The organism is Polaribacter sp. (assembly GCF_965656025.1).
Taxonomy (GTDB): Bacteria; Bacteroidota; Bacteroidia; order Flavobacteriales; family Flavobacteriaceae; genus Polaribacter.
In genome coordinates, this window is sequence record NZ_CBFHJT010000113.1 from 1 (window position 1) to 3,719 (window position 3,719).

Here is a 3,719-nt window from a genome sequence, read left to right on the forward strand (position 1 = left end):
TAATATCTCCTGGAGTAATAATTACACCACAAGCATGTATGCCTGTATTTCTAACAGAACCCTCTAAAATAGTTGCTTTGTTTACAGTTTCTGATGCCAAATCGTTACCAAAAGAAATGTGGCGCAATTCTTCTACCAACTCTTTTTCTTCAGCACGCAAACCATCTACTTTTCCTTTGCTTTTTGCATCATCACCAAAAATATTTTTTAGTTTGATGTTAGGAATTAATTTTGCAATTCTATCTGCTTCAAACAATGGTAAATCTAAAACTCTGGCTGTATCTCTAATCGATGATTTTGCAGCCATGGTTCCATATGTAATAATTTGCGCTACTTGATTGGCACCATATTTATCAATTACATAATCCATAACACGTCCACGACCTTCATCATCAAAATCGATATCGATATCTGGCATAGAAACACGTTCTGGATTTAAGAAACGCTCAAAAAGTAAATCGTATTGAATAGGATCTATATTGGTAATCCACAAGCAATAGGCAACTACAGAACCTGCTGCAGAACCACGTCCTGGACCTACTGCAACATCCATGTTTCTGGCTTCTCTAATAAAATCTTCTACAATTAAAAAGTAACCAGGATATCCTGTTTTTTCGATAACTTCTAACTCAAAGTCTAAACGTTCTTTAATAGCTTCTGTAATTTCTCCATAACGTTTTTTGGCACCTTCATACGTTAAATGTCTTAAGAAATTATTTTCTCCTCTTTTACCTCCATCTTCGTCATCTTTAGCATCTTTAAATTCATCTGGAATATCAAAAGCAGGTAATAAAACGTCTCTTGCCAATGTAAATATTTCTATTTTATCTACAATTTCTTGAATATTAATAATAGCTTCTGGCAAGTCTGCAAAAAGCGTTTTCATTTCTTCTGTAGACTTAAAATAATATTCCTCATTAGGCAAGCCATATCTGTAACCACGCCCTTTTCCTTTTGGAGTAGCTTGTTTTTCACCATCTTTTACGCATAATAAAATATCGTGGGCATTCGCATCTTCTTTATTTAAGTAGAAGGTATTATTGGTGGCTACAATTTTAATATCGTGCTTTTTAGAAAATTTTAGTAAAGTTTCGTTTACAATCGTCTCATCTTGCTGATTGTGGCGCATCAGCTCGATATATAAATCGTCTTGAAATTGCTCTTTCCACCAAAGCAAAGCTTCTTCTGCTTGATGTTCTCCGAGATTTAAAATTTTACTAGGAACTTCACCATATAAATTACCGGTTAAAACAATAATATCCTCTTTATATTTTTTGATGATTTCTCTGTCAATTCTTGGTACGTAGTAAAAACCATCTACAAAAGCGATGGATGACATTTTTGCTAAATTATGGTAGCCTTTTTTGTTTTTTGCTAATAAAACTACTTGATAACCATTGTCTTTTTGAGACTTATTTTTATGATCTTCACAGACATTAAATTCGCAACCAACAATCGGTTTTATAGGATTTTCTGCACTTTTGTTATGATTTAAAATAGCACTTACAAAATGAAAAGAGGCCATCATATTTGCAGTATCTGTCATGGCAATTGCGGGCATATTATCTGCAGCAGCAGCTTTTACAATGTTACCAATTTGCATGGTAGATTGTAAAACTGAAAATTGCGTGTGATTGTGTAAATGTGCAAATTTTACATCTTTTAATTCTGCTAAACCTTCTGATGTAGATTTTGTGTCTTCAACGTCTTTTAATTTTTCTAAACGTTTGCGTATTTTATTACTTTCCTTTTTTAGGTTGATGTGTTTTAAACCAATTACCTGAATGGGTTTTGGATTAGCCTCAGAGAAATTTTTAAAATAGGCATCACCTACGTCTAACTCTTCTTTGGTAAATTCTCTTAAACGAATTAATTCTAAAAAACAGCGTGTGGTTGCCTCAACATCTGCAGTGGCGTTGTGTGCTTCACCAAAACCAACTCCAAATAAATGATTGTGTAATTCTGTTAATGTTGGTAGTTTAAATTTTCCTCCACGACCACCAGGAATTTGACACATTGTTGCTGTTTTTTCAGTACAGGTATCTAAAACTGGGAGGGAAGTCAGGTTGTTTTCAATTCCTAATCTATGAAATTCGCAACCCATAATATTTATGTCGAATTCTAAATTTTGACCGACAATAAATTTTGTTTTCCCCAATGCTTCCTTGAACAATTGCAAGCCTTTGTCTAATTGGATACCTTCTTGTGCTGCTAATTCTGTAGAAATTCCGTGAATTCTTTCTGCATCAAAAGGAATGTTAAAACCTTCTGGTTTTATTAAAAAATCGTTGTGTTCTAAAACATTTCCCATTTTATCATGCAGTTGCCACGCAATTTGTACACACCTAGGCCAATTGTCTGTATCTGTAATTGGGGCGTTCCAACTTTTGGGTAAACCTGTAGTTTCTGTATCGAAAATTAAGTACATAAATGGTGTTTTTGCTGATAGATTTGGGAAGTTAAAATTACAAAAACATTGATGATTTTTCGCTGATTATTTATTGTGACTTATCAACAAAAAAAAGTCAATCCAATTAAGGATTGACTTTTTAAATTCACATAAAAATATTTCTATGCCAATTCTTCTGCTACCATTAAACTATTAATTGCAGCTTGTATTTGTTGTTTTTGATTTTCTAGCATTTTTCTTGTGGATGGAGCAAAAGCATCTTCGGTTAAAATTTCCTTATATTCATCTAAACTTGCTTTTTCTCCTCTTAAAGCTTCTTCTAAAATAGCTGCTTCATCTTTTGCACTAAAAAGCGATTTTAAAGACATCCAATTTCTGTGCACTGCGCCTGTAAAAGAACCAGAATCTTCTGGAATTTGCCCATAAGATAATATTTCTGTTCTTAGTTCTTTTGCAAACATACTTCTTTCTGAAGCTCTGTTTTTAAAGAATATTTTCAAACTAGCAATATCTACATTTTCTGCAGCATTGATGTAGCCCTTTTCTGCATCGTAGTTTTTTTCTAATAATTCGTTTAATTTATTCGAAATTTTTTCTGTGTACTTCATAATATCGTTTTCATTTTTAAATTTCAATAACTTATTTTTAGATGTGTATTGGTTTTCATCTATCACAAATATAAAAGCTATTTAAAAGGTTATTTGGTTGATATGCTTTGATTGTTAACGCATTTACTTTTTTAAGTTTCAAAGTCTAAAAGTTTTAAAGTATCAAAGTTGGAAATACTAAGAATTTTTCATTTTTGCTAACTGCTAACTGCTAACTGCTAACTGCTAATTGCGTTAGGGATTGAAACGGCATCCTTTTTTTTATAAATCAGTTTGATGTTGCTGCTTGATGATAAATTTGTATGAATCTATAAGTTGCTTAAATAGGTTTGATATGAAAAAAAAGATATAGTGGAAAGCCCGCTCGAACGCCAAAAAAATATTGAAAATTACTGTTTTAGATTCAAAAAGGTTTTGTATTTTTGCGCCCACTTACCACGAGATGGTAAGATTTTTAATAACCAAGGTCGAGAACCTTAAAAAATTAATAAATTATGTCTGTAAAAATCAGATTACAAAGACACGGAAAAAAGGGCAAGCCATTTTATTGGATTGTTGCTGCTGATGCTCGTGCAAAAAGAGATGGTAAATACTTAGAAAAAATTGGTACTTACAATCCAAATGTAAACCCTGCAGAAATTAACTTAGATGTTGATGGTGCTGTAAAATGGTTACAAAATGGTGCACAACCAACTGATACT

The 3,719-nt window shown here is 32.4% G+C and carries 3 protein-coding genes; 1 reads left to right on the forward strand and 2 read right to left on the reverse strand.

The genetic code is table 11. The features are described from left to right. Together dnaE and ACTG3S_RS14035 are read right to left on the reverse strand one after the other, a co-directional pair. On the reverse strand, positions 1-2,428 hold a 2,428-nt coding region (gene dnaE / locus ACTG3S_RS14030), incomplete at its 3' end, for a DNA polymerase III subunit alpha (protein WP_439129957.1). Positions 2,429-2,571: 143 nt separating this feature from the next. Beyond that, positions 2,572-3,045, reverse strand: coding sequence for a ferritin-like domain-containing protein (locus ACTG3S_RS14035; protein ID WP_439129958.1), 474 nt, complete (start codon positions 3,043-3,045; stop codon positions 2,572-2,574). A gap of 467 nt (positions 3,046-3,512) precedes the next feature. On the opposite strand from ACTG3S_RS14035, the gene rpsP reads away from it, so the two are divergent. Beyond that, a partial coding sequence (gene rpsP / locus ACTG3S_RS14040; RefSeq protein ID WP_439129959.1) for a 30S ribosomal protein S16 occupies positions 3,513-3,719 on the forward strand: 207 nt, incomplete at its 3' end.